Raw genomic sequence first — 22990 nt, 5'->3', positions numbered from 1 at the left:
CTGGACTCCATGCCCGCGGGGCTCAGGCCGGCAGCGGGCGGGTTTCTGGCGTGGTGCCGGCAGCTGGCGCACTCGGCAGGCGAGTCAGGCGCAAGGCGTTCAATACCACGGTCAACGAACTGATCGACATGCCAACCGCCGCCCAAACCGGAGTGATCCAGCCGAGGGCGGCGAACGGCAACATGAGGCCATTGTACAGCGCCGCCCACAGCAAGTTCTCGATGATGACCCGGCGGGTGCGACGGGCCAGACTAAAGGCTTGCACCAGCGCGTCGAGGCGGTTCGACAGCAGCACCGCATCGGCACTGGTTTTCGCCAGATCGGTGGCCGAACCCATTGCCACGCTGATGTCGGCGGCGGCGAGCACCGGTACGTCGTTGACCCCGTCACCGAGCATCAACACCTTGCGGCCTTCCTTGTGCAGTTGTTGCAGCACCTGCAATTTATCGTCCGGACGCAAGCCGCCTCGGGCCTCGTCGATGTCCAATTCGGCCGCGACGCTGGCGACCATCGGCGAGCTGTCGCCGGACAGCAGCAGCGTGCGCCAGCCGCGAGCCTTGCAGGCCGCCAACAGAGCAGGCGCGTCGGCGCGCAACCGGTCGTCGAGTACGAACCACGCCAGTGGCCCCTCGCTGTCGCCGAGCAACAACCATTGGCCAGGCTCATCGGGCATTACTGGCGTTTGAACGCCGCTGAGTTCGCAGACAAAGCCCGGTTGACCAATGCGCAAGCGTTGTGTGCCGACCAACCCCTCAAGGCCCAGGCCTGGTGTGCTGTGAACTTCTTCGGCGGCCAGCGGTGCGCGGCCAAAAGCACGGGCAATCGGGTGCTCGGAACGGTTTTCCAAAGCGGCGGCGAGACTCAGGCATTGATCGCTGGGCAAGGCGCCAAGTGGCCGGATCGATCGCAGGGCCAGGCGACCTTCGGTGAGGGTGCCGGTCTTGTCGAAAATAACCGTGTCGATCTGATTCAGGCCTTCCAGCACATGGCCGCGTGTCAACAACAGACCCAGCTTGTGCAGCGTGCCGGTGGCGGCGGTGAGGGCGGTTGGCGTGGCCAGCGACAACGCGCACGGGCATGTCGCAACCAGCATCGCCAGGACAATCCAGAAGGCTCGCGAAGAATCCAGTTCCCACCACAGCAGGCCAATGGCGGCCACTGCGACAAGCGACAACAGCAGAAACCATTGCGCGGCGCGATCGGCGATTTCCGCCAATCGTGGCTTTTCGGCCTGGGCGCGCTCCAGCAAGCGGACGATGGCCGACAGTCGCGTGTCCTGACCCAGCGCCAGGACTTCCACGCTCAGCGCACCTTCAACGTTCAAGGTGCCCGCGGTGACGGCATCGCCGGGGATTCGTGGTTGTGGCAGGTATTCGCCGGTAAGCAGGGATTCGTCGATGCTCGACTGACCGTCGAGGATCTTGCCATCGGCCGGTAGAATCGCACCGGGATGCACCAGCACCTGGTCGCCGACACGCAGTTCGCTGAGTAGAATCCGCTGGCTCTGGCCGTCGGCACTCAGCCGCAGGCAGGAGGCGGGCAACAGATTGACCAGCTGTGCGGTCGCGGCGGCGGTGCGTTCCCGGGCACGACGTTCCAGGTAACGTCCGGCCAGCAGGAACAGTGCAAACATCCCCACCGCATCGAAATACAGCTCGCCGACCCCGGTGATCGAGGTCCAGATCCCGGCGATGTAGGCGCTGCCAATCGCCAGAGATACCGATACGTCCATGGTCAGGTGGCGGGTGCGCAGATCGCGCATTGCCCCTTTGAAAAACGGCGCACAGCTGTAGAACACAATCGGCGTGGTCAGGAACAATGCGACCCAGCGCAGGATGGTGTGCAGTTCGGGGCTGAGGTCGATGTTGAATTCCGGCCAGGTGGCCATGGTTGCCATCATCGCCTGGAACCACAGCAGCCCGGCGACGCCGAGTTGACGCAAGGCCAGGCGGTTTTCGCTGGCCAGTTGTTCGCTGGCGCGGTCGGCCTGATAGGGGTGGGCGGCGTAACCGATATGGCGTAATTCGCTGAGCACTTGGCTCAGCGGCAATTGCGCGTCGGCCCAGCGCACATGCAGGCGATGATTGGACAGGTTCAGGCGTGCTTCGGCCACCGCTGGCAAGGTGCGCAGGTGTTTTTCGATCAACCAGCCGCAGGCGGCGCAACTGATGCCTTCTATCAGCAGGGTGGTTTCGGCGAGTTCGCCTTCATGGCGGACAAACGGTTGCTGTACGTCGGCGCGGTCGTACAGCGCCAGTTCGTCGACCAACTGCACCGGCAAGGCTTCGGGGTTGGCCGAAGCTTCGCTGCGATGCTGGTAATAGCTTTCCAGCCCACCGGCCACGATGGCCTCGGCCACTGCCTGGCAACCCGGGCAGCAGAACTCGCGGGTATCCCCCAGTACGGCGGCGGTGAAGCGGCTGCCGGCCGGGACGGGCAGGGCGCAGTGGTAGCAGGGGGTTGGATTGGTCATGAGGCGTGTTCCGATGATCGTTCCCACGCTCTGCGTGGGAATGCCTCTCCGGACGCTCCGCGTCCGCTTCGGCTGGGACGCAGAGCGTCCCTGGCTGCGTTCCCACGCAGAGCGTGGGAACGATCAGGGTAAGGCTTATTTTTTCAGGTCTTCCGCGCCCTGCAGCGGCTCGTCGCCCAGCAACAGATCCTTGGCATGGCTGACCTGTTCCTCTTCGAACATGCGCCAGATCTTGTCATCCTGTACACCCAGCAGTTCGACGAAGCGACGACCTTCGATCTTGTCGCTCAACTGGCCAATGTAACGGCCCTGTTCGGTTTCACTGCGGGCCAGGGTGATCTTGCGATCTTTCTCCGGCTGAGTGGGTGAAATCAGGTTCAGCTCAAGGTTTTTGGGCTGGCTGTTGCCGCTCAAGCGCAGGTCGACTTCGCCGGTCACCTCATCCAGATGTACGCTGGCACGCAGTTGCAGGGTCTGGGCCAGCAGTTCACGGTCCAGTGAGCGGTTGATGCCCTTGCCGGCCTCGTAATAGTTGTCGTTGACCAGGTTGTCCGGGTTATTCACTGCGATGGTCACCATCGATAGGGTCAAAGTCACCGAGCAAGCCAGGATGGCGATGATGATCCACGGCCAAAGGTGCTTGTACCAGGGACTTGCGGCAGTTGCTGCGGGCATGATCACTTCTCTCAACGAATTTGTGGGCCGATGAATCGGCTCTTGGCTTCAACGTGGACGTTGGCGTCGTCGGCATCCTTGAGGATGAATGTCACCTCGTTGGTGCTCGACGGCAGTTGTTCCGGTGCGCTGGACAGTTCCACCGGCTGGCTGAAAATCTCCCCGGCGGCGACTTTGATCTCACGCTTGCCTTGCAGCTTGAGGTCCGGCAGGCCGGTAGCTTCCAGCACATAGGTATGGTCGTGCTGGTCCTTGTTCATGATCTTCAGGCTGTAGACGTTTTCGATCCGGCCTTCAGCGTTCTCGCGGTACAGCACGCGGTCTTTGCTGACATCGAAGCCAACCAGCGAGCGCATGAAAAATGCAGTCACCAGCAAGGCAATCATTGCCAGCAGCACCGTGGCATAACCAATCAGGCGTGGACGCAGTTTATGGGTTTTTTGCCCGGACAGGTTGTGTTCGGTGGTGTAGCTGATCAGGCCGCGCGGGTAATCCATTTTGTCCATGATGCTGTCGCAGGCGTCGATGCACGCCGCGCAGCCGATGCATTCGATTTGCAGGCCGTCACGAATATCGATACCGGTGGGGCAGACCTGGACGCACATGGTGCAATCGATGCAGTCGCCCAGGCCCTGAGCCTTGTAGTCGATGCCTTTCTTGCGCGGGCCACGGCTTTCGCCACGGCGCGGGTCGTAGGAAACGATCAGTGTGTCCTTGTCGAACATCACGCTCTGGAAGCGTGCGTACGGGCACATGTAAATGCACACCTGCTCGCGCAACCAGCCAGCGTTGCCGTAGGTGGCGAGGGTGAAGAAGCCAACCCAGAAATACGACCAACCATCCGCCTGTCCGGTGAAGAAGTCGATCACCAGCTCGCGAATCGGCGAAAAGTAACCGACAAAGGTCATGCCGGTCACGAAGCCGATCAGCAGCCACATCGTGTGCTTGCTGAACTTGCGCAAGAATTTGTTGGCACTCATCGGTGCCTTGTCGAGCTTGATACGCTGGTTGCGGTCGCCTTCGGTGACTTTTTCGCACCACATGAAGATCCACGTCCAGACGCTTTGCGGGCAGGTATAGCCACACCAGACCCGACCGGCATAGACGGTAATGAAAAACAGGCCGAAGGCACTGATGATCAGAATGCCCGAGAGCAGGATGAAATCCTGAGGCCAGAATGTCGCGCCAAAAATGAAAAATTTACGCTCCGGCAGGTTCCACCAGACGGCCTGATGACCGCCCCAGTTCAGCCATACGGTGCCGAAATACAACAGAAACAGCCCGGCACCGCCAATCATCCGCAAATTGCGGTACAGGCCGGTAAAGGCGCGGGTGTAAATCTTCTCTCGAGAGGCGTAGAGGTCGACGCTGTTGTTCGCGTTCTTGGCAGGCGGTGTGACGTCGTGTACCGGAATCTGATTGCTCATCATTGCATCCCACGGCAGTGGAAAAATGCCTCGGTCAGTACGTGCCGACCGCGGTCAAAAAGAGGTGTCGCAATGGCGCAATGATACGCCTGTAGCGCCGGTGAGCGGGTGCGACCTTTGGTCGCGTTGGGAGAAATCAATTGATGGTGTAATGACTTGAATCAATTGACTTGTGAATTATGGATGGTTTTGCAGGGCGGCGAAGTCATTCATCCCCTGAATTGATCAGGGCAACCCCCACTGGATTGAAAATCGCCGGTGTTGCGGGTGACCACCGTAAGGCCGTGGACCCGTGCAGTCGCTGCCATCAGGGCATCGCTTTCATTGGCGCGATTCCGGAGTATGGTTCGCGTAGAAACATGAACTATTTATATTGAAGCGATCGATATTGTTTTAACGTTTAAGTTGTCATAACTTGCGCAGCAAGACAGTTTGTCTTGTGTCTAACTTCAATAGAGATGGAATTCTATGTTTCTTTATAAAAACGTCAATGCGCTGTTGGGCGTGTTGTTATGCATCATCACGTTCTGCGTGCATTCGGCAGACAATAACCTGCCTGAGTATTTGGTGTTTACTTCCGATCCTCAATACCCTTGGACTGAAAGTTCCGACTATGGTTGGAGTGAAACAACGTCGGCCAAAGAGCAGCGTTCAAAATGGCTGATTGAAACCCAATATGCCGATGTCGCGAGTTTCAGGCGCAATCATTCGGCTGACCCGAGGCGCGTTCCCGTCATGATCAACGGCGACATGACTGCTTTTGGCCATGGCTCCCAGCGCTCAATGACCCGCTCGATACTGGATGCGCAATTGGGCGGTGTTTATGACTATGGCCTGGGAAATCACGACTATGAAAACAATGTCGATGATTGTTTTCTGAATAACTGTGCGGCTGGCAGTATTGTTGATTTCAAGGATCGTTACTTTGGAAAATTGACGATGCTGGACATGCAAGTGTCGGGTGAGGGCGCCATTAAAAAAGGTGTCTTCGGTAGCCTGGCTTATTCCAAGGTGTTTGGGGATGTGCACATCGTTCAATTACACAATGAACCTACCTATACCGCCGCATTTACCGCCTGGGATTGGGGAACACCCACCGGTTATCACATTTTCGAATCTCTGGATTGGCTGGAAGAGAATCTGAAACAGGCACGTGAGAGCGGAAAAATCATTCTTCTGAATATGCACAAGCCGGATCATTGGAAGGGCAGTGCCGAACAGATTGCCCGGTTCAAGGCGATGATCGAGCGTTACAACGTGACGGCAGTGTTTGCCGGGCATTTGCACACCGACCCTGGGCGCTACAGTGGATGGAACAGGCAGGAGTACTTCGGTGATGTGCCGGTATTCTTGAGCGGTGGCGCATCCGGCCAGACTTACCTGATTGCTGATATTGCCGCGGATCGAAAAACGTTGAAGGTGTTTCAGGTCAACCAGAACAACTGGACGAGCCGCAAGGAGATCCAGACGGTTCAGGTTAGATAGTCTGTTTTATCGCGGCTGAAACGAAACGGCCCCGTCAGATGACGAGGCCGTTTTTGCATCACGCGTTTACCTTATTTGGTCTTCGCGGCTGCGGTTTTCTCGCCTTGGGAAAGGCTGTAGACGTAAGCGGCCAGCAGGTGAACCTTGTCGTTGCCTTGCAGCTGTTCCTGCGCAGGCATCTGGCCCTGGCGACCGTAACGGATGGTCTGCTGCAGTTGAGCGAAGCTCGAACCGTAGATGAAGCCGCTCGGGTGCGTCAGGTCAGGGGCGCCCATGGCTGGCGTACCTTTGCCGGCAGGACCGTGGCATGCCACGCAGTTGGCGGCGAACAGCTTCTGCCCGGCAACCGGGTCGGCCTTGGCGCCTTCCGGCAGCTTGCGGCCATCGAGGTTGGTCAGCACGAACGCGGCAACGTCGGCAACGCCTTGCTCGCCGATCACTTCAGCCCAGGCCGGCATCACGGCGTGACGACCGCCCATGATGCTGGTCTTGATGGTTTCCGCTTCACCGCCCCAACGCCAGTCAGTGTCGGTCAGGTTAGGGAAGCCATAGGCACCTTTGGCGTCGGAACCGTGGCAAACCGAGCAGTTGGAGGCGAACAGGCGGCCGCCCATCTTCAGGGCTTGCGGATCCTGGGCGACTTCTTCGATCGGCATGGAAGCGAACTTGGCGAAGATCGGACCGAACTTGGCGTCCGACCTGAGCATTTCCTTTTCCCATTCGTGAACGCCGGTCCAGCCAGTCTGGCCGTTGGCGAACGGGGTCTGCTTCTCGTTATCGAGGTAGTTGTAACCCGGCAACAGGCCTTTCCAGTTCCCCAGGCCCGGGTACAGCACCAAGTAACCGAGGGCGAAGATGATGGTGCCCACGAACAGCATGAACCACCATTTCGGCAGGGGGTTGTCATACTCCTCGATCCCGTCGAAGGAGTGGCCGACCGTTTCATCGGTGGATTCGCTGCGCTGGCCCTTGCGGGTGGACAGCAGCAGCCAGGTCAGGGCGAAAATGGTGCCGAGACTGAGGACTGTGACGTACAGACTCCAGAACGTAGTCATTCTTTGTTACTCCTAGAAGCTTGCTCGACGTGCTTGATGGCTTCGGGATCATCCGCGAAAGGCAGCAAGGTCGCGTCTTCAAACTCCGACTTGCGCTTGGGGCTGAACACCCATAGCGCCAGACCGATGAAGGCCACCATCACAACAACGGTGCCCAGGCCACGAATCATCCCGATATCCATCTAAATCACCGTTTGCTTTTGATGATGGTGCCCAGGCCTTGCAGATAGGCCACCAGCGCGTCCATTTCGGTTTTGCCCTTCACGGCATCCTTGGCACCGGCGATGTCTTCGTCGGTGTAAGGGACGCCGAGCGTGCGCAAGACTTCCATTTTCTTGGCGGTGTCTTTGCCGTCGAGCTTGTTTTCCACGAGGAACGGGTAGGCCGGCATTTTCGACTCAGGCACCACGTTGCGCGGGTTGTACAAGTGCGCACGCTGCCAGTCATCGGAATAACGACCGCCGACACGGGCCAGGTCCGGACCGGTACGCTTGGAACCCCACAGGAACGGGTGGTCCCAAACGCTTTCACCGGCGACCGAGTAGTGGCCGTAACGTTCGGTTTCAGCACGGAACGGGCGGATCATCTGCGAGTGGCAGCCGACACAACCGTTGGCGATGTACACGTCGCGGCCTTCCAGTTCAAGGGCAGTGCGAGGCTTCATGCCCTCGACCGGCTTGTTGGTGACGTCCTGGAAAAACAGCGGAACGATTTGGGTCAGGCCGCCAATGCTGACGGCGATAACCATGAAGAAGGCCAGCAGGCCAATATTCTTCTCGACTGCTTCATGCTTCATCAGTGAGCTCCAACTACAGCAATCTGTTCAGCAGCTTTGGCTTCAGCCGGGTTCGAGGCACGTACGGTACGCCATACGTTGTAGGCCATGAACAGCATGCCGCTGGCGAAGAACGCACCGCCCAGGGCGCGGACGATGAAACCAGGGTGACTGGCTTGCAGCGCTTCGACGAACGAGTAGGTGAGGGTGCCGTCGTCGTTGATTGCACGCCACATCAGGCCCTGGGTGATGCCGTTTACCCACATCGAGGCGATGTACAGAACGGTACCGATGGTCGCGAGCCAGAAGTGCGTGTTGATCAGGCCAACGCTGTGCATCTGCGTGCGACCGAACAGTTTCGGGATCATGTGGTAGATCGCGCCGATCGAAATCATCGCTACCCAGCCAAGCGCGCCGGCGTGTACGTGGCCGATGGTCCAGTCGGTGTAGTGCGACAGCGAGTTGACGGTCTTGATGGCCATCATCGGGCCTTCGAAGGTCGACATGCCGTAGAACGCCAGCGATACCACGAGGAAGCGCAGGATCGGGTCGGTGCGCAGCTTATGCCAGGCGCCCGACAGGGTCATCATGCCGTTGATCATGCCGCCCCAGCTAGGTGCCAGCAAAATGATCGACATGGCCATGCCCAGGGATTGAGCCCAGTCCGGCAGTGCGGTGTAGTGCAGGTGGTGCGGACCGGCCCAGATGTACAGGGTAATCAGCGCCCAGAAGTGCACGATCGACAGACGATAGGAGTAGATCGGACGCTCGGCCTGCTTGGGAACGAAGTAGTACATCATCCCCAGGAAGCCGGTGGTCAGGAAGAAACCGACCGCGTTGTGGCCGTACCACCACTGGATCATCGCATCAGTCGCACCCGAGTAAGCCGAGTAGGATTTGAAGAAACTGACCGGCAGGGAGGCGTGGTTGACGATGTGCAGCATCGCGGTCACGACGATGAAGGCACCGTAGAACCAGTTACCGACGTAGATGTGCTTGGTCTTGCGCTTGACGATGGTGCCGAAGAACACCAAAGCGTAGGTGACCCAGACAATGGCCAGCAGAATAGCCAGAGGCCATTCCAGTTCCGCGTATTCCTTGGTGGTAGTGAAACCCATCGGCAAGGTAATGATCGCGCCGACGATCACCGCTTGCCAACCCCAGAAGGTGAAGGCTGCGAGGCTGTCGGAAATCAGTCGCGTTTGGCAGGTTCGCTGCACGACGTAATAGGAAGTGGCAAACAGGGCACAACCACCGAAGGCGAAAATCACCAGGTTGGTGTGCAGCGGGCGCAGGCGTCCAAAGCTCGTCCATGCCAGACCGAAGTTCAACTCCGGCCAGACCAGTTGCGAGGCGATGAAGACACCGAGCCCCATGCCAAGGATCCCCCAGACCACCGTCATGATGGCGAACTGGCGGACTACCTTATAGTTATAAGCAGTCGGACTGATTGCTGTGCTCATTCTAAGGTTCCACGGTTTGGGTGTTTTATTAGGAGTAAAAATCGGCCGCAAGTATGTAGAAAGCGAGGGGTCATTGCAACGCGCCATGACGTAGGTCAATGCTTTCAAAAGCTGATTCTGCGGCCTTTCCATACGCTGCGTAAGGACAAAATTGCCCTCGGGCAAAATGTCGCAACGGATGAAAGAGGCGAGGGGGTCAGGTCAGTTGTAACCGGGTATGTTCAAACACCACGATCGGGTGACAGCGCGCAACGGGAACGCTAGCCGGTGTCTACCAGCCTTTGCGGCCTGTCATCGAGCAAATTCGTTGAACATATCGGGTTGGGATCGACCTGGAACCGGCGCTAACCAGTACGCGTCGCTGGAAAGCTTAGACCTGAATCCGGCGAACGGGAAGGAAGACCAAGGGAGGGTGCGACAAAAGGAAGCAGTGGGAGCTTCAAGCTGCAAGCTTCAAGAGGGATCTTGTCGCTTGCAGCTTTTTTCGCTTTGCTTCTACTTATTGCTTGTTGCTTGAAACTTCTCGGCCAACTGCGCGTCATTTCTCGAAAGATTGAACACATAAGCGGCGAGCAATTGCACCTTGTCGTTGCCGAGCAGTTCGTTCTGCGCCGGCATATGGCCCTGGCGACCATGACGAATGGTTTGTTCAAGCTGCGCCAGGCTTGTGCCGTAGATAAATCCGGCCGGTTGCGTCAGCTTCGGCGCCCCCATGGCTTCAGTGCCTTGGCCGTTTGCTCCGTGACAGGCTACGCAAGTGGTGCTGAACGCTTGCTGTCCGGCGTGCAGATCCGCTGTGCTGCCTTCCGGCAAGGGCAGACCGGCCAGTTCATGACGCACATAAGCGGCGACGTTTTTCACTCCGGCATCGCCCAGGATTTCTCCCCAGGCCGGCATCGCAGCCATGCGACCGCCCATGATGGTCGTTTTGATCATTTCGGCATCACCGCCCCAGCGCCAGTTGCTGTCGGCCAGGTTCGGGAAGCCGAAGGCGCCCTTGGCATCCGATCCGTGGCACACCGAGCAATTGGACGCAAACAGGCGACCACCCATTTTCAGCGCTAGCGGGTCCTTGGCTACTTCTTCGATGGGCATGGCCGCGAATTTGGCGAAGATCGGCCCGAACTTCGCGTCGGCCTTGTTCATCTCCTTTTCCCATTCGTGGACACCGGTCCAGCCGTCCTCATAACCGGGCAAGATGCCTTTCCAGTTGCCCAGGCCCGGGTAAAGCACCAGATAACCGACGGCAAACACCAAGGTGCCGGCGAACAGCATGAACCACCACTGCGGCAGCGGGTTGTCGTACTCCTCGATGCCGTCGAAGCTGTGGCCCATGGTCTGGTCGACGCTGCCCTTGGTTTCGCCCTTGCGGGTGCCGATCAGCAGCCAGGTCAGGCCGATCAGGCTGCCGATGGTCAGTACGCAGATCCACGTACTCCAGAAGGTGGTCATGGCCGGGTACTCCTTGTTGTTGCAGGTTCTTGAGTGTTGGTGGTGGCGGATGGCGGCTCATCGGCGAACGGCAGCAGGCGTGCTTCGGCGAATTCCCGATTGCGCTTGCCGCTGAACACCCACAGCGTCAGGCCGACGAAGGCCATGAACACCACGACCGTGCCCAGGCCGCGGATCATTCCACTGCTCATTTCGCTCACTATTTCAAAGGGCATGGCCATGGCTCACCTCTTGCTCTTGATGGCAGTGCCGAGCACTTGCAGGTAGGCGACCAGCGCGTCCATTTCGGTTTTGCCCTGGAGCGAGGCGACCGAGCCTGCGATGTCTTCGTCGGTGTACGGCACGCCAAGGGTGCGCATGGCGCGGATCTTGGTTTCGGTGTGGCTGCTATCGACCTTGTTATCCACCAGCCACGGGTAGGCCGGCATCTTCGATTCAGGCACCACGTTGCGCGGGTTGTACAAGTGGGCGCGGTGCCAGTCTTCGGAGTAACGACCGCCGACGCGCGCCAGATCCGGTCCGGTGCGCTTGGAGCCCCAGAGGAACGGGTGATCCCACACGCTTTCACCGGCGACCGAGTAGTGGCCATAGCGCTCGGTTTCGGCGCGGAACGGGCGGATCATCTGCGAGTGGCAACCGACGCAGCCTTCGCGGATGTAAATGTCGCGACCTTCCAGTTGCAGCGCGGTGTAGGGCTTCATGCCTTCCACCGGTTTATTGGTCACGTCCTGAAAAAACAGGGGGACGATCTGGGTCAGGCCGCCGATGCTCACGGCGAGCACCATCAGCAACATCAGCAGGCCGACGTTTTTCTCGATTGTTTCGTGTTTCATGGCGGACTCCTCAGGCAATCTGCGCGGCAGCGGCGGCTTCGGCAGGCTGCGAGGCCAGCACGGTGCGCCAGGTGTTGTAAGCCATCAGGAACATGCCACTGAGGAAGATCGCACCGCCCACCAGTCGCACGACGAAGCCTGGGTGGCTGGCCACCAGGGTTTCGACGAAGGAGTAGGTCAGCGTGCCGTCCTCGTTGACTGCGCGCCACATCAGGCCCTGGGCGATGCCGTTGACCCACATCGAGGCGATATACAGCACGGTGCCGATGGTCGCGAGCCAGAAGTGCGCGTTGATCAGGCCGATGCTGTGCATCTGTGTGCGGCCAAAGATTTTCGGGAGCATGTGGTACAGCGCACCGATGGAAATCATCGCCACCCAGCCGAGCGCCCCGGCATGCACGTGACCGATGGTCCAGTCGGTGTAGTGGGAGAGGGCATTGACGGTTTTGATCGCCATCATCGGCCCTTCGAAGGTCGACATGCCGTAGAACGCCAGCGACACCACGAGGAAGCGCAGGATCGGGTCGCTGCGCAACTTATGCCAGGCGCCCGACAGCGTCATCATGCCGTTGATCATCCCGCCCCAGCTCGGTGCCAACAGGATCAGCGACATCACCATGCCCAGCGACTGCGCCCAGTCCGGCAGCGCGGTGTAGTGCAAGTGGTGCGGGCCGGCCCAGATGTACAGGGTGATCAGCGCCCAGAAGTGCACGATCGACAAGCGATAGGAATACACCGGACGCTCGGCTTGTTTCGGCACGAAGTAGTACATCATCCCGAGGAAACCGGCGGTGAGGAAAAAGCCTACGGCGTTGTGCCCGTACCACCACTGCACCATGGCATCGGTCGCACCGGCGTACAGCGAGTAGGACTTGGTGAAACTCACCGGCAATTCCAGGTTGTTGACGATGTGCAGGATCGCCACGGTGATGATGAAGCCACCGAAGAACCAGTTACCGACATAGATGTGTTTGGTCTTGCGCTGCATGATCGTGCCGAAGAACACGACGGCATAGGCCACCCAGACGATGGTGATCAGGATGTCGATCGGCCATTCCAGTTCGGCGTATTCCTTGGAACTGGTGTAACCCAGTGGCAGGCTGATGGCCGCCAAGAGAATCACCAGCTGCCAGCCCCAGAAGCAGAACGCGGCGATCTTCGGCGCGAACAGGCGGGTCTGGCAGGTGCGTTGTACCGAGTAGAACGAACTGGCGAACAGGGCGCAGCCGCCGAAGGCGAAAATCACCGCGTTGGTATGCAGCGGGCGCAAACGGCCGAAACTGGTCCACGGCAGGTTGAAGTTGAGTTCAGGCCAGACCAATTGGGCGGCGAGAAAAACCCCGAGCCCCATGCCGACGATGCCCCACACCACCGTCATAATGGCGAATTGGCGGACCACCTTGTAGTTGTAGGCGGTACTGATAGAAGTGTTCATGGTTCCCCATCCACGGTTCAGCCGAAGTGAGGGCGTTTGCGCGAGGCAACGCTCCCTTCGCCTGGAGTTATAGGCAGACTAAAAGCGAGGCAAGCATGGACAAAGAGCACAAGGCCAGTATTGACGGGGATCAATGGGCGCAGTGTGTGCGTGATTATGGATGGTTGTGGAATGCCGCCACGGCGCCAGCCTCGGCAACGCTGATTTTTGCCCACGGTGCCGGGGCGCCGATGGACAGTGGCTGGATGAGCGACATGGCTGAGCGCCTTGCCGCGCATGGGATCAACGTATTGCGCTTCGAATTTCCCTACATGGCGCAGCGGCGTATCGATGGCGGTAAACGTCCGCCCAACCCTGCACCCAAATTGCAGGAATGCTGGCGTGAGGTGTATGCCGTGGTGCGACGCCATGTCGCTGGGCGCCTGGCCATTGGCGGCAAATCCATGGGCGGACGAATGGCGAGTTTGTTGGCCGATGAGTTGGGCGCGGATGCGCTGGTGTGCCTGGGGTATCCGTTTTATGCGGTGGGTAAACCGGAGAAACCGCGGGTCGAGCATCTGGCAGGATTAAAGACGCGCACGTTGATTGTGCAGGGTGAGCGGGATGCGCTGGGTAATCGTGAGGCCGTCGAGGCTTACACGTTGGCGCCGAGTATCGAGGTGTTCTGGCTGGCGGTGGCGGACCATGATTTGAAACCGTTGAAGGCTTCGGGGTTTACGCATGAGCAGCATTTGGCGGCTGCGGCGGGGAAGGTGGCTGCGTTTCTTCAGTGAGATTTTCGCCTGCAGTCAGGGCCTCTTCGCGGGCAAGCCTCGCTCCTACATCTGCGTCGACATTCGGGCACTGATTACCTGTAGGAGCGAGGCTTGCCCGCGAGCGATCTGCCAGGCAACAAAAAACCCGGAAGTTTTCACCGTCCGGGTTTTTGTCTTCCAGCATAAATCAGCGATTAAACCGCTCCACCAACGAGTACTGGGTATTCGCGGTCTTGGTCAGTTCTTCGCTCAACAGCGCCGAGTGCTGTGCCTGTTCCGAGGTCTGGTCAGCCAGTTGCGAGATGTTGCTGATGTTGCGGCTGATTTCTTCGGCGACGGCGCTTTGCTCTTCGGTGGCGGCAGCGATTTGCGTGGTCATGTCGGTGATGTTGGCCACCGCTTCGCTGATGCCCACCAGCGCCTGATCCGCTTCCAATACCCGCGCCACACCTTCTTCGGCCTGACGGTGTCCGGCTTCCATGGTTTGCACCGCGGTGCTGGCGGTTTGCTGCAGCTTGGCGATCAGGGCGTGGATCTGCCCGGTGGATTCGCTGGTGCGTTGCGCCAGTTGACGCACTTCGTCGGCCACCACCGCAAAACCACGGCCCATCTCGCCGGCACGCGCGGCTTCAATCGCCGCGTTCAAGGCCAGCAGATTGGTCTGGTCGGCGATGCCTTTGATCACATCGACCACGCCGCCGATTTCGTCGCTGTCCTTGGCCAGTTGCGTGACCGTCAGGCCGGTTTCACCGACCACCACCGACAAGCGCTGAATGGCTTCGCGGGTTTCCCCGGCGATGTCGCGACCTCGGCCGGTCAGGCGATTGGCTTGCTGGGTGGCGTCGGCGGTGCGCTGCACATGGCTGGCGACTTCCTGAGTGGTGGCCGCCATCTGGTTGACAGCGGTTGCCACTTGCTCGGTTTCGACGCGTTGACGTTCCAGGCCGGTGGAGCTGTTGTGGGCCAGGGTGTCGGACTGTTTCGCTTGCTCGGTCAAGTGTTCGGCGGTGTCCTGAAGACGAGTCAGGCAAGTTTTCAGGCGTGCTTCCTGGCTAAGGATCGACATCTCCAGGCGTGCCTGGGCACCACGGCTGTCGGTGTACATCTGCGCGATCAGCGGGTCGGAGGTGGTCTGTTCGGCCAGGCGCAGCAAACGCTTGATACCGCGCTGTTGCCAGCTCAAGCCCATCAAGCCCAGCGGCACCGAAAGGCCAGCCGCGAGGGCGAAGCCCCATTGGGACGTCAGGGTAGCGCCGATCATGAAACTCAACTGGCTGACCAGAATGAACGGCAGCCAGTCCTGAAGCACCGGCAGCCATTTATCGGTTTGAGGAACGGCTGACTTACCCTGGTTGATGCGTTGATAGAGCGCTTCGGCGCGGCGGATCTGTTCGGCGGAGGGTTTGACCCGCACCGACTCGTAACCGATCACCTGATTGCCGTCAAACACCGGTGTGACATAGGCGTTAACCCAATAGTGGTCACCGGTCTTGCAGCGATTCTTGACAATGCCCATCCATGGCAAGCCTTGTTTCAGTGTGCCCCACATATGCGCGAACACCGCAGACGGGACGTCGGGGTGACGGACCAGGTTATGCGGCGCACGGATCAATTCCTCACGAGAAAACCCGCTGATTTCGACGAAAGCGTCGTTGCAGTAGGTGATCACACCCTTGGCATCGGTGGTGGAGATCAACCGTTGCTGAGCCGGGAATGTCCGTTCGCGTTGGGTAATGGGCTGGTTGTTACGCATGGCTTTTTCAATCCGCAAGGCTTTGAGAGGTTGTCGGCATCGCCAGGTATTTATTGAGGTGTTTTTTTCAGTTATCAGTGATGCGTCGCAAAATGACCATTGCGTCAGCCAGCGAGCATCGGATAAGTGAACAGCCCGAAATGCAGCAGATTCAAACCGAAGTGGGTAGCGATTGCCGCGCCTAACCCGCCAAAACGATAGGCCAGGCCATAGCCGATCCCCGCCAGGCCTGACAGCAACACCCAGTGCCAGCCAGCGCCCAGATGAACGAGGCCGAACACCAGGGAGGCGAGCAACAAGGCAAGATTTTCGCCATAGGGCAGGTGTTTGAACTGCCGGCACAGACCGCCCTGGATGTAACCGCGAAACAGCGCTTCTTCCACCAGCGTCACCAGCAACAGATTGTTCAGCACCCATAACCAGGCTTGATCCGGCCACTTTGGTGCCCAACTGATCACGCCCAGCAACAACGCGCCGCCCAAGGCCAGCACGGCGCTTACGGTCAGGGCGAGGGCGGTGGCATAAACGGACAGCCGTAACGAGCGCCGGCCGACAATCCACGGGCAAACCAGCAACAGCCAGAAACCGATCAGCGGTTTGTCCTGATTCAGGTACATCGCAAACGGCACGGCATCGTCGGTGAAACGCTGAGGATCAATCGCGCGACCGTTGAAGAAACCGGGAAGCCAATGCATGGCCAGCGCTACCGCCAGGAAGATGAACAGGCCATGGCCGAGGTAGCGGCCAATGAGAATCTGTTGCTGGCGAACGGCGAAACCGGCGAACAGCAGCAATGCGAAAGAGATCGAGGCCAGCCAGCCGAGATGACCATAGATCAACGCCAGGCCATAGCCCATGCAGAGAAGTGCCAGATAGGTCCATGGCAGTGCGATCATGTTAAGTCCTTGTTTCAGAGATTCTGCGGATTGCCTGAGTCCTGTGGGAGCCCTGTGGCGAGGGGGCTTGCCCCCGTTGGGCTGCGAAGCAGTCCCCAAATCTCTGATAGGCCAAAGATCTTGTGAGCGCTACGCACTCAAACGGGGGCAAGCCCCCTCGCCACAGCCCGCACATTCGATCTGTGATCGACACGACACTAATGGGCGCGCGGCGATTATAGAGACGTACACCGCATAAACAAAAACACCGCCCGAAGGCCAATGCCAGTCAGTTACGCGAGCAAACCGCTTTTCGTAGGAGCCAGGCTTGCCGGCGAAGGCGCCCTTAAGTGCGCTTTCGCCGGCAAGCCTGGCTCCTACAGGTCCGATTTGTCCTTAACTGATTGGCATTAGCCCGAAGGCGGTGTTTTTGTCAGCAGGCTGTTACGCGGCAATCAATTGCCGCAACACGTAATGCAGAATCCCCCCGGCCTTGAAGTACTCCACCTCGTTGAGGGTATCGATCCGGCACAACACTTCAATCTTTTCCTTACTGGTGTCTTCTCGGGTGACGACGAGCGTCAGGTTCATCCGCGGAGTCAGTTCGACGCCGGTCAGGCCAAGAATGTCCACGGTTTCCTTGCCGGTGAGGTTCAGGCTCTTGCGGTTCTGATCCAGTTTGAACTGCAGCGGCAATACGCCCATGCCCACCAGGTTGGAACGGTGAATTCGCTCGAAGCTCTCGGCGATGACTGCTTTCACGCCCAGCAGATTGGTGCCCTTGGCCGCCCAGTCACGGCTCGAACCGGTGCCATATTCTTGCCCGGCGATCACCACCAGCGGCGTGCCTGAGGCCTGATAACGCATGGCTGCGTCGTAGATCGGCAGCTTTTCTCCGGTCGGAATATAAATCGTATTGCCGCCTTCTTCGCCACCGAGCATCTCGTTGCGAATCCGGATATTGGCGAAGGTACCGCGCATCATCACTTGATGGTTGCCGCGACGCGAGCCGTAAGAGTTGAAGTCCCGCGGCTCCACCCCTTGCTCGCGCAGGTAATGGCCGGCAGGGCTGTCAGCCTTGATGTTACCGGCCGGGGAGATGTGGTCGGTGGTCACCGAATCGCCGAGCAAGGCGAGGACTTTCGCCCCTTCGATGTCCTTGACCACTGGCGCAGGGCCGCCGATGTCATCGAAGAATGGCGGATGCTGGATATACGTCGAATCGTTGTCCCAGACATAAGTCGCCGCCTGCGGTACTTCGATCGCCTGCCACTGCTTGTCGCCGGCAAACACTTCGGCATACTCCTTGTGGAACATCGCGGTATTCACTTGGGTCACCGCATCGGCGATTTCTTTAGTGCTTGGCCAGATGTCTCGCAGGTAAACCGGGTGGCCGTCCTTGTCGTGACCCAATGGCTCGCTGCTGATATCAATGCGCACCGTACCGGCCAATGCATAGGCGACGACCAAGGGAGGGGAGGCCAGCCAGTTGGTTTTTACCAGCGGATGCACGCGCCCTTCAAAGTTGCGATTGCCCGAGAGTACCGAGGCGACGGTCAGGTCGGCTTTCTGAATGGCTTTTTCGATCGGCTCCGGTAACGGCCCGGAGTTGCCGATGCAGGTGGTGCAGCCATAACCGACCAGCGCAAAACCGAGCTCATCAAGGTAATGGGTCAAGCCTGCTGCCTTGTAGTAGTCGGTGACCACTTTCGAACCGGGAGCCAGTGAGCTCTTGACCCACGGCTTGCGTTTCAGGCCTTTCTCCACGGCTTTCTTTGCCACCAGCCCGGCCGCCATCATCACGCTGGGGTTGGAGGTGTTGGTGCAGGAGGTGATCGCGGCAATCACCACCGCGCCGTTTTTCAGCCGATACGTGCGGCCTTCATGGTCGTAGTCCGTTTCGCCGACCAGATCGGCGTTGCCCACCGCGACGCCACCGCCACCCTCACTTTCGAGACGACCTTCTTCCTTGCTGGAGGGTTTGAATTGCAGGCCAAGAAAGTCAGTGAACGCTTGCGCGACATTCGGCAACGAAACGCGGTCCTGTGGGCGTTTCGGCCCGGCGAGGCTGGCCTCGACGCTTTCCATGTCCAGGGCCAGGCTGTCGGTGAACGCAGGCTCTTTGCCGGGCAGGCGCCACAGGCCCTGGATCTTGCTGTACGCCTCCACCAGTTTCACGGTTTCCGGTGTGCGACCGGACAGGCGCAAGTACTCCAGCGTCACTTCATCCACCGGGAAGAAGCCGCAGGTGGCGCCATATTCCGGGGCCATGTTGGCGATGGTCGCGCGGTCGGCGAGCGGCAGGTCGGCGAGGCCGTCGCCGTAGAACTCGACGAATTTCCCCACCACACCTTTCTTTCGCAGCATCTGGGTGACGGTCAGCACCAGGTCAGTGGCGGTAATGCCTTCCTTGAGCTTGCCGGTGAGTTTGAAACCGATCACTTCCGGAATCAGCATCGACACCGGCTGGCCGAGCATTGCTGCTTCCGCTTCGATCCCGCCCACGCCCCAGCCGAGCACGCCCAGACCGTTGATCATGGTGGTGTGGGAGTCGGTGCCGACCAACGTGTCCGGGAAGGCATAGGTGCGTCCGTCCTCGTCCTTGGTCCAGACCGTGCGGCCCAGGTACTCGAGGTTGACCTGGTGGCAAATGCCGGTGCCCGGTGGCACCACGCTGAAATTGTTAAAGGCGCTCTGGCCCCAGCGCAGAAAGGCATAACGCTCGTGGTTGCGCTGCATTTCGATGTCGACGTTTTGTCCGAAGGCGCTTGAGCTGGCGAACTTATCGACCATCACCGAATGGTCGATCACCAGGTCCACCGGCGACAGCGGATTGATTCGCTGCGGGTCGCCACCGGCCTTGGCCATCGCCGCGCGCATGGCAGCCAGGTCGACCACGGCGGGAACGCCGGTAAAGTCCTGCATCAATACCCGCGCGGGCCGGTACTGGATTTCGCGATCGGAGCGGCGCTCCTTGAGCCAGGCGGCAATCGCCTTGAGGTCGGCGCTGGTAACGGTTTTCTCGTCCTCCCAGCGCAGCAGGTTTTCCAGCAACACTTTCAGCGACATCGGCAGCTTGTCCAGATCACCCAGGCTCTTGGCGGCTTCGGGCAGGCTGAAATAGTGATAGGTCTTGTCGTCGACTTGTAAGGTTTCAAGGGTTTTCAGGCTATCGAGGGACGGCATTGAAATGACTCCTTTAAATCCGCACGGCTACGGATTGAGGGGCGGGCAGAGCTTTTAACCTAGCCCCGTTTAGACATTAAGGCTAATTACTGGACCCTTAGGACAAGTCCAAGGTTCCGATCTCGGCTATCATGCGCCGGTTTTCGTGACAGGCTTTGCTTCAACGCAAGTCGGGGCATCGCGCAGTGGCCGAATTCTTCGCCAACTGCCCAGGAGTAAGAATGAACACCCTTTTTATGCATTGCCGGCCAGGTTTCGAAAGCGAAGTCTGTTCCGAGATCTCCGAACATGCCGCGCGGCTGAACGTGGCCGGTTATGCCAAGGCCAAGACTGCCAGCGCCTATGCCGAATTCATCTGCACCGAAGAAGACGGCGCGGAGCGCCTGATGCAGGGCCAGCGTTTCGCCGATCTGATCTTCCCTCGCCAGTGGGCTCGCGGGATCTTCATTGATCTGCCGGAAACCGACCGCATCAGCGTGATCCTCGCGCACATGGCGGACTTCCCGCTGTGCGGCAGCCTGTGGCTGGAAATGGTCGACACCAACGATGGCAAAGAGCTGTCGAACTTCTGCAAGAAATTCGAAGGCCACCTGCGCAAGGCGCTGATGGCCGCCGGCAAACTGGTGGAAGACGCCAACAAACCGCGGCTGTTGCTGACCTTCAAGAGCGGCCGCGAAGTGTTCATGGGCCTGGCGGAATCGAACAATTCGGCGATGTGGCCAATGGGCATTCCACGCCTGAAATTCCCCCGTGAAGCGCCGAGCCGTTCGACCCTCAAGCTGGAAGAAGCCTGGCACCATTTCATTCCCCGCGACCAGTGGGACGAGCGTCTGCATAGCGACATGACCGGCGTCGATCTCGGTGCCGCACCCGGTGGCTGGACCTGGCAACTGGTCAATCGCGGCATGCTGGTGACCGCCATCGACAACGGCCCGATGGCCGAAAGTTTGATGGACACCGGTCTGGTGCAGCATTTGATGGCTGACGGTTTCACCTTCAAACCCAAGCAACCGGTCGACTGGATGGTCTGTGACATTGTCGAGAAACCGGCACGCAACGCGGCGATGCTGGAAGAATGGATTGGCGAGGGGCATTGCCGCGAAGCGGTGGTCAATCTCAAGCTGCCGATGAAGCAGCGATATGCTGAAGTGAAGCGCTTGCTCGAGCGTATTGCCGACGGGTTCAAGGCGCGCGGCATTCGGGTCGAGATCGGCTGCAAACAGCTGTATCACGATCGCGAAGAAGTGACCTGCCACCTGCGCCGATTGGACGTGAAGAAACCGAAATCCCGCTGATCTTGAACACTGATCGTCCCCACGCAGAGCGTGGGAACGATCAGCGGTGTTAGCCATAGATGACCGAACACCCGGCAATGCGCGACAATGCCGGCAAGTTTGAGGAGTAAACCATGAGTGAAATGATCGATACGCCGGTCGACGGCACCCTCGACGCCACCGGCCTCAATTGCCCGGAACCGGTGATGATGCTGCACCAGCACATCCGTGACCTGGTGCCTGGCGGCCTGCTGAAGGTGATTGCCACCGACCCGTCGACCCGTCGCGACATTCCCAAGTTTTGCGTGTTTCTCGACCACGAACTGGTCGGGCAGCACGAAGAGGCAGGCACCTACCTCTACTGGATCCGCAAGAAACTCGCTTAACCCGCCGAACGACTGATGCGGATCCGCTTGCGTGCACTGCGCGTCAGGCGGATCGACAGCATCAGCGCTGCGCAACTCAAGCCGACGATCAAACCCTGCCACAGCCCGCTCGGGCCACTCGGCGCGCCGAGCCAGTCGGTCAGGCCCAGGGCGTAACCCACCGGCAAACCAATCCCCCAATACGCGAATAGCGTCAGGATCATCGTCACCCGCGTGTCCTGATAACCGCGCAATGCGCCCGCCGCGGTCACCTGGATCGCATCGGAAAACTGGAACAGCGCCGAATACACGATCAGCATCGCGGCCACCTGAATCACCGTTGGGTCGGCGGTGTAAATCGCAGCGATAGGTTCACGCAGCAACAGCATCAGGCTCGCCGACAAGCATGCATAAGCCAGTGCGGTGGCCATGCCGACGCCGGCGGCGAAGCGGGCTTCCCGTGGTTCCTCACGGCCCAGTGCCTGGCCGACACGCACGGTCACGGCCATGCCCAGGGAGTAGGGAATCATGAACACCAGCGAGCTGAAGTTCAGCGCGATCTGATGCCCGGCGACCACGGTGGCGCCGAGGCTGCCAATCAGCAGGGCAATCACGGCGAAGATGCTCGATTCGGCGAACACCGCAATGCCGATCGGCAGGCCGATGCCCAGCAAACGCTTGATCACCGACCACTGCGGCCAGTCGAAACGGCTGAACAACTCACTCGATTGATAGGCCGGCGCCCAGCGTTCCCAGCCGGCCATGCCCAGCGCCATCACCCACATCACGATCGCCGTGGCCCAGCCGCAGCCGACACCGCCCATGGCCGGCACACCGAAGTGGCCGTAGATGAAGATGTAATTGAGTGGAATATTCAGCGCCAACCCGCAAAGGCCAAGGACCATGGCTGGGCGAGTACGTCCCAGGCCATCACTGAAACAGCGCAGCACGTGATAGAACGCGACGGCAGGCAAGCCGCTGGCGATGCCGTGCAGGTACTGCATGCACGGGCCGATCAACTCGGGGTCGACCTTCATGATGTGCAGGATCGGTTCGGCGCTGAACAGTATGCCGGTCGCCATCAACCCCACCACCAGCGCCAGCCACAAGGCCTGACGCACGATCGGGCCGATCTCGCTGTGGGTGCCGGCGCCGAAGCGTTGGGCGACTTTTGGGGTGGTGGCCAGCAGTGTGCCGGTCATCAGCAGAAACACCGGCACCCAGATTGAGTTGCCCAGCGCGACGGCCGCCAGGTCTCGTGGCCCGACACGCCCTGCCATCACCGCATCGACGAAGCCCATGGCGGTGGTCGCCAGTTGCGCGATCATGATCGGCAGCGCCAGGCCGAGGAGGTTTTTCAGCTCCAGGCGAACCCGGGCCGGGCGGTTGAGGGGAACAGCGGCGGGGCGGTCAGTCACGGAATTCAAGGCGAAACGTCCAGAAGATTTTGATGCGCAAGGCGGCGCATTCTACGCCTTGACGCAGTGGTCAGGAAAAGTCCTGTGTTGCGGATTTGTAATCTCTCAATACCGCGCCCCCTCTGTGTAGGAGCTGCCGAAGGCTGCGATCTTTTGATCTTGTCTTTAAATAAAGCTAACCAAACCCTTCACGCCAAAAGAGAAGATCAAAAGATCGCAGCCTTCGGCAGCTCCTACGGGGGATCGGTGCTAGTCGTTTGGTGTCATCTACGCCTAAACTGCCGGTCCGCC

At 59.5% G+C, this 22990-nt stretch carries 19 protein-coding genes; 4 read left to right on the top strand and 15 right to left on the bottom strand.

Annotated features, from left to right (window positions below; translation table 11 throughout):
• Nucleotides 1-22 precede the first annotated feature (22 nt).
• The 3 genes from BZL43_RS22065 to ccoG form a co-directional block, all read right to left on the bottom strand.
• The gene (locus BZL43_RS22065; protein ID WP_095634257.1) at nucleotides 23-2473 is read right to left on the bottom strand and encodes a heavy metal translocating P-type ATPase; all 2451 of its coding nucleotides are present in this window, start codon (nucleotides 2471-2473) and stop codon (nucleotides 23-25) included.
• Between the two features lie 135 nt (nucleotides 2474-2608).
• Nucleotides 2609-3148, bottom strand: coding sequence for a FixH family protein (locus BZL43_RS22060; protein WP_095634256.1), 540 nt, complete (start codon nucleotides 3146-3148; stop codon nucleotides 2609-2611).
• Nucleotides 3149-3159: 11 nt separating this feature from the next.
• Nucleotides 3160-4575, bottom strand: coding sequence for a cytochrome c oxidase accessory protein CcoG (ccoG, locus tag BZL43_RS22055; RefSeq protein ID WP_095634255.1), 1416 nt, complete (start codon nucleotides 4573-4575; stop codon nucleotides 3160-3162).
• Nucleotides 4576-5043: 468 nt separating this feature from the next.
• Between ccoG and BZL43_RS22045 the strand changes: the two genes are divergently transcribed.
• Nucleotides 5044-6060, top strand: a complete 1017-nt coding sequence (locus tag BZL43_RS22045; protein WP_095634254.1) for a metallophosphoesterase — start codon at nucleotides 5044-5046, stop codon at nucleotides 6058-6060.
• Nucleotides 6061-6131: 71 nt separating this feature from the next.
• On the opposite strand, the gene ccoP (BZL43_RS22040) is transcribed toward BZL43_RS22045, so the two are convergent.
• From ccoP (BZL43_RS22040) to ccoN (BZL43_RS22005), 8 genes are all read right to left on the bottom strand, one after another.
• A complete protein-coding gene (gene ccoP, locus BZL43_RS22040; RefSeq protein WP_095634253.1) occupies nucleotides 6132-7115 on the bottom strand; it encodes a cytochrome-c oxidase, cbb3-type subunit III in 984 nt (327 codons plus the stop codon).
• Nucleotides 7112-7297 (bottom strand): CcoQ/FixQ family Cbb3-type cytochrome c oxidase assembly chaperone, encoded by a 186-nt coding sequence (locus tag BZL43_RS22035; RefSeq protein WP_003175465.1) that lies wholly within the window; start codon nucleotides 7295-7297, stop codon nucleotides 7112-7114. Before BZL43_RS22035 ends, ccoP (BZL43_RS22040) begins: the two co-directional genes overlap by 4 nt.
• A gap of 5 nt (nucleotides 7298-7302) precedes the next feature.
• Complete coding sequence (gene ccoO, locus BZL43_RS22030) at nucleotides 7303-7911, bottom strand: cytochrome-c oxidase, cbb3-type subunit II (protein ID WP_009042961.1); 609 nt, start codon at nucleotides 7909-7911, stop codon at nucleotides 7303-7305.
• Nucleotides 7911-9353, bottom strand: a complete 1443-nt coding sequence (gene ccoN, locus BZL43_RS22025) for a cytochrome-c oxidase, cbb3-type subunit I (protein WP_095634252.1) — start codon at nucleotides 9351-9353, stop codon at nucleotides 7911-7913. The genes ccoO (BZL43_RS22030) and ccoN (BZL43_RS22025) overlap by 1 nt, the downstream gene beginning before the upstream one ends.
• 495 nt (nucleotides 9354-9848) lie before the next feature.
• A complete protein-coding gene (gene ccoP, locus BZL43_RS22020; RefSeq protein ID WP_095634251.1) occupies nucleotides 9849-10805 on the bottom strand; it encodes a cytochrome-c oxidase, cbb3-type subunit III in 957 nt (318 codons plus the stop codon).
• Complete coding sequence (locus tag BZL43_RS22015) at nucleotides 10802-11008, bottom strand: cbb3-type cytochrome c oxidase subunit 3 (protein ID WP_095634311.1); 207 nt, start codon at nucleotides 11006-11008, stop codon at nucleotides 10802-10804. The genes ccoP (BZL43_RS22020) and BZL43_RS22015 overlap by 4 nt, the downstream gene beginning before the upstream one ends.
• A gap of 21 nt (nucleotides 11009-11029) precedes the next feature.
• The gene (gene ccoO, locus BZL43_RS22010) at nucleotides 11030-11638 is read right to left on the bottom strand and encodes a cytochrome-c oxidase, cbb3-type subunit II (RefSeq protein ID WP_095634250.1); all 609 of its coding nucleotides are present in this window, start codon (nucleotides 11636-11638) and stop codon (nucleotides 11030-11032) included.
• 10 nt (nucleotides 11639-11648) lie between these two features.
• A complete protein-coding gene (ccoN, locus tag BZL43_RS22005) occupies nucleotides 11649-13073 on the bottom strand; it encodes a cytochrome-c oxidase, cbb3-type subunit I (protein ID WP_095634249.1) in 1425 nt (474 codons plus the stop codon).
• 95 nt (nucleotides 13074-13168) lie between these two features.
• On the opposite strand from ccoN (BZL43_RS22005), the gene BZL43_RS22000 reads away from it, so the two are divergent.
• Nucleotides 13169-13846 (top strand): alpha/beta family hydrolase, encoded by a 678-nt coding sequence (locus BZL43_RS22000; protein ID WP_095634248.1) that lies wholly within the window; start codon nucleotides 13169-13171, stop codon nucleotides 13844-13846.
• A 169-nt stretch (nucleotides 13847-14015) separates the two neighbouring features.
• On the opposite strand, the gene BZL43_RS21995 is transcribed toward BZL43_RS22000, so the two are convergent.
• From BZL43_RS21995 to acnA, 3 genes are all read right to left on the bottom strand, one after another.
• Nucleotides 14016-15581, bottom strand: coding sequence for a PAS domain-containing methyl-accepting chemotaxis protein (locus BZL43_RS21995; RefSeq protein WP_095634247.1), 1566 nt, complete (start codon nucleotides 15579-15581; stop codon nucleotides 14016-14018).
• Nucleotides 15582-15685: 104 nt separating this feature from the next.
• Nucleotides 15686-16477, bottom strand: a complete 792-nt coding sequence (locus BZL43_RS21990; protein ID WP_095634246.1) for a CPBP family intramembrane glutamic endopeptidase — start codon at nucleotides 16475-16477, stop codon at nucleotides 15686-15688.
• Nucleotides 16478-16900: 423 nt separating this feature from the next.
• Nucleotides 16901-19642, bottom strand: a complete 2742-nt coding sequence (acnA, locus tag BZL43_RS21985) for an aconitate hydratase AcnA (RefSeq protein ID WP_095634245.1) — start codon at nucleotides 19640-19642, stop codon at nucleotides 16901-16903.
• A gap of 221 nt (nucleotides 19643-19863) precedes the next feature.
• On the opposite strand from acnA, the gene rlmM reads away from it, so the two are divergent.
• The gene (rlmM, locus tag BZL43_RS21980) at nucleotides 19864-20937 is read left to right on the top strand and encodes a 23S rRNA (cytidine(2498)-2'-O)-methyltransferase RlmM (RefSeq protein WP_095634244.1); all 1074 of its coding nucleotides are present in this window, start codon (nucleotides 19864-19866) and stop codon (nucleotides 20935-20937) included.
• Between the two features lie 113 nt (nucleotides 20938-21050).
• Entirely contained in the window at nucleotides 21051-21302 is a 252-nt protein-coding gene (gene tusA, locus BZL43_RS21975) for a sulfurtransferase TusA (RefSeq protein WP_095634243.1), read from the top strand.
• Here tusA and BZL43_RS21970 read toward each other — a convergent pair.
• Entirely contained in the window at nucleotides 21299-22708 is a 1410-nt protein-coding gene (locus tag BZL43_RS21970) for an MATE family efflux transporter (protein ID WP_095634242.1), read from the bottom strand. The genes tusA and BZL43_RS21970 overlap by 4 nt on opposite strands.
• Between the last annotated feature and the right edge of the window lie 282 nt (nucleotides 22709-22990).

Source organism: Pseudomonas sp. PICF141 (assembly GCF_002286815.1).
Classification (GTDB): Bacteria; Pseudomonadota; Gammaproteobacteria; order Pseudomonadales; family Pseudomonadaceae; genus Aquipseudomonas.
The sequence above is the reverse complement of the archived record's forward strand: the minus strand, read 5'-3'. Positions and strand labels throughout refer to the sequence as shown.

Bases quoted from the DNA above. Each gene is read 5' to 3' on its own strand.
- BZL43_RS22000 (WP_095634248.1), top strand. From the start codon at position 13,169: ATGGACAAAGAGCACAAGGCCAGTATTGACGGGGATCAATGGGCGCAG.
- tusA (WP_095634243.1), top strand. From the start codon at position 21,051: ATGAGTGAAATGATCGATACGCCGGTCGACGGCACCCTCGACGCCACC.
- BZL43_RS22045 (WP_095634254.1), top strand. From the start codon at position 5,044: ATGTTTCTTTATAAAAACGTCAATGCGCTGTTGGGCGTGTTGTTATGC.
- ccoO (WP_009042961.1), bottom strand. From the start codon at position 7,911: ATGAAGCATGAAGCAGTCGAGAAGAATATTGGCCTGCTGGCCTTCTTC.
- rlmM (WP_095634244.1), top strand. From the start codon at position 19,864: ATGAACACCCTTTTTATGCATTGCCGGCCAGGTTTCGAAAGCGAAGTC.
- ccoP (WP_095634253.1), bottom strand. From the start codon at position 7,115: ATGACTACGTTCTGGAGTCTGTACGTCACAGTCCTCAGTCTCGGCACC.
- BZL43_RS22035 (WP_003175465.1), bottom strand. From the start codon at position 7,297: ATGGATATCGGGATGATTCGTGGCCTGGGCACCGTTGTTGTGATGGTG.
- BZL43_RS22065 (WP_095634257.1), bottom strand. From the start codon at position 2,473: ATGACCAATCCAACCCCCTGCTACCACTGCGCCCTGCCCGTCCCGGCC.
- ccoP (WP_095634251.1), bottom strand. From the start codon at position 10,805: ATGACCACCTTCTGGAGTACGTGGATCTGCGTACTGACCATCGGCAGC.
- BZL43_RS22060 (WP_095634256.1), bottom strand. From the start codon at position 3,148: ATGCCCGCAGCAACTGCCGCAAGTCCCTGGTACAAGCACCTTTGGCCG.
- BZL43_RS21995 (WP_095634247.1), bottom strand. From the start codon at position 15,581: ATGCGTAACAACCAGCCCATTACCCAACGCGAACGGACATTCCCGGCT.
- acnA (WP_095634245.1), bottom strand. From the start codon at position 19,642: ATGCCGTCCCTCGATAGCCTGAAAACCCTTGAAACCTTACAAGTCGAC.
- ccoO (WP_095634250.1), bottom strand. From the start codon at position 11,638: ATGAAACACGAAACAATCGAGAAAAACGTCGGCCTGCTGATGTTGCTG.
- BZL43_RS21990 (WP_095634246.1), bottom strand. From the start codon at position 16,477: ATGATCGCACTGCCATGGACCTATCTGGCACTTCTCTGCATGGGCTAT.
- ccoN (WP_095634249.1), bottom strand. From the start codon at position 13,073: ATGAACACTTCTATCAGTACCGCCTACAACTACAAGGTGGTCCGCCAA.
- ccoN (WP_095634252.1), bottom strand. From the start codon at position 9,353: ATGAGCACAGCAATCAGTCCGACTGCTTATAACTATAAGGTAGTCCGC.
- ccoG (WP_095634255.1), bottom strand. From the start codon at position 4,575: ATGAGCAATCAGATTCCGGTACACGACGTCACACCGCCTGCCAAGAAC.